This window comes from Stieleria sp. (genome assembly GCF_041595215.1).
In the GTDB taxonomy this organism is placed as follows: Bacteria; Planctomycetota; Planctomycetia; order Pirellulales; family Pirellulaceae; genus Stieleria; species Stieleria magnilauensis.
In genome coordinates, this window is sequence record NZ_JBFHKV010001119.1 from 1 (window position 1) to 2702 (window position 2702).

The window sequence follows — 2702 nt, forward strand, 5'->3', positions numbered from 1 at the left end:
GAGCCGAAACTGGAACTGCTTCCGATTCCCCAAGTCATCGCGCCGGGTCAGATTGAATCGCGGCCGTCGCTGCCATCGTTTCTGTATTTGCCCCGCGAGGGCGAAATCGAATCCTTGAAGACGCCGCTGGTGGGCGATCCGGGTCGCGGCATCGCGGGCGTCTACGCGCGACAACAATCGGCTGAAAACCCACAACGCGTCGTCGTGGCCGCCAAGAGCTGGTTGTGTCACGGAAACGTCGGACGCACCGAAGCAGTCCTGCCGTGGCAATCCCCGCCGGAAGTGACCAAGGTGTCGGCCTTTGATTGCACCCAGCGATTCCTCGCCCACCTGGTTGCCGCCTGGCACGCCGCCCATCCCGAAGCGCCCCTAGCGGACCAGCAAGTCGTGCTGACCGTGCCCGCATCGTTCGATCCGGCCGCCCGTGAGCTGACCCGCCAAGCCGCGATCGAAGCCGGTTTGCCGGATCACTTCGTCTTGCTGGAAGAACCGCAAGCGGCGGTGTATCACTGGCTGGGTTCCAATGCCGACCATTGGCGAGAGCAACTCGGTGCCGGTGACGTGCTCTTGGTCGTCGACGTCGGCGGCGGGACGACCGACCTGACTCTGGTCACGGTCGAAGAAAACGGTGGCGAGCTGAATCTGCAACGACTCGCCGTCGGCAACCACCTGCTACTCGGCGGCGACAACATGGATCTGGCCTTGGCCCACCACGTCGCCACGCGGCTGCAAGAACAGGGCCACGATCTTGATCCCTGGCAAAGCGTTTCGCTGTGGCACGCCTGTCGCGATGCGAAAGAAAAATTGCTCGCCGCCGAGGGTCCCGAGGAACACACGATCTCCGTGCTCGGTCGAGGCAGTTCGTTGATCGGCGGCACGATCTCGACCGCACTGACCGCGGCCGAGACCCAGGGTTTGATCGTCGACGGTTTTTTCCCCCAGTGCACCGCCCAAGAACGTCCCGAGCGCCGCACGGCGTCGGGTTTCCAAGACATCGGGCTGCCCTACGAAGCGGATCCGGCGATCACCAAACAAGTCAGCGCCTTCCTGGCCGACCACGCCGAAGCGTTTCCCGCGTCCAACGAGGATGGCAAATCCGGCGGCGCCACGGGACTGACCCACCTGCTGTTCAACGGCGGCGTGTTCCGCAGCGAAACGCTACGCACGCGAATGCGCGACGTCATCAACAGCTGGTGCGACACCGCGCCGACGGTGCTTGGCCAACAGCAAGACCTCGACTGTGCGGTCGCCCTCGGTGCCGCCTACTACGGCTGGTCCAAACAGGTCGGCGGCATCCGAATTCGCGGCGGCACGGCGCGTTCTTATTACATCGGGATCGAGACGGCCGGCCTGGCGATCCCCGGCGCACCGCGTCCTTTACGGGCACTCTGCGTCGCTCCACAGGGAATGGAAGAAGGCACCGAAGCCGAAGTGCCCGGCAATGAAATCGGTCTGGTCGTTGGAGCGCCCGCACGGTTCCGTTTCTTCGCCTCCTCCAAACGCGGCGACGACGCCGTCGGAACCCAATTGGATCGCTGGGCACCGGAGGAACTGGTCGAAAGCGAACCGATCGAATTGACACTCTCGCGCGACTCCGCCGGCGAAGCTGGCAGCGAATCTGGCGGCGGCGAACCGTTCGTCCCCGTGCGGTTTGTCAGCCGCGTCACCGAACTGGGAATGTTTGAACTGTGGTGCCATTCGACGCGCACCGACGAACAGTGGAAAATGGAGTTCAACGTTCGCGAGAAACGATAACGGTCTACCACGAGATGGAAGCAGGTTTTGTCTGAGCATAACGACACGTCAACGGACCCCACCGCAACACCACCACGATTTGTCGTCGGAATCGACCTGGGCACGACGAACTGCGCGATGTGCTACGTCGACACGTCCCGGCCGGATTGGCAGGTCGAAACGTTTCGAATCCCGCAGTGGGTCGATCTCGGTCAACTCGAAAAACGCGAGACCCTGCCTTCGTTTCATTACGAGCTGACGGCCAGCGAAGCGGGCGGACAAGCCGGCGCGCTTCCCTGGCAAGACGCTTCCTCCAAACCGACGTCCTGTGTCGGCGTGTTCGCCCGAGATGCGGGCGCGCGACATCCGGGTCGACGCATCAATTCCGCCAAGAGTTGGCTGTCCCACGACGGGGTCGATCGCACCGCCGACTTCCTGCCCTGGCACGGGGATGCCGACGTGCCACGGATGTCACCGGTCGCCGCGTCGAGCGAGTACCTTCGTCACCTGCGCGGAGCCTGGGACGATGCCTTCGCCGAACATCCCCTGCACGAACAAGACGTGGTGATCACGTTGCCGGCGTCGTTTGACGAAGTCGCGCGCGAATTGACGATCAAAGCCGCCAAGCAGGCGGGGCTGAAACGGGTTTATCTGATCGAAGAACCCCAGGCCGCGTTCTATGCCTGGATCGACGGCCATCGCAGCGATTGGCAAGATCTGGTTCGGCCCGGTCAGTTGATCTTGGTCTGTGACATCGGCGGCGGCACGACCGACTTGACCCTGATTCGCGTGCGGCCGGCCGGCCAGTCCAACGATCAAGTTCAGTTCCACCGCGTCGCCGTCGGTCGCCACCTGATCCTCGGCGGTGACAACATGGATTTGGCGGTCGCCAAGTTGGCCGAGGCAAAGCTCAACGAGACCTCAGGCGGCACACCTCCGTCGGCCAGCCAGTGGGACCGCATGGTCCA

General features: G+C 63.4%; 2 protein-coding genes. Both read left to right on the forward strand.

Features of this window, described 5'->3' with window-relative positions; all coding sequences use genetic code 11:
• A partial coding sequence (locus ABX749_RS28695) for an Hsp70 family protein (protein ID WP_372899054.1) occupies positions 1 to 1755 on the forward strand: 1755 nt, incomplete at its 5' end.
• Between the two features lie 27 nt (positions 1756 to 1782).
• Positions 1783 to 2702, forward strand: a 920-nt coding sequence (locus ABX749_RS28700; protein ID WP_372899055.1) for an Hsp70 family protein, incomplete at its 3' end; no start/stop codon positions are given.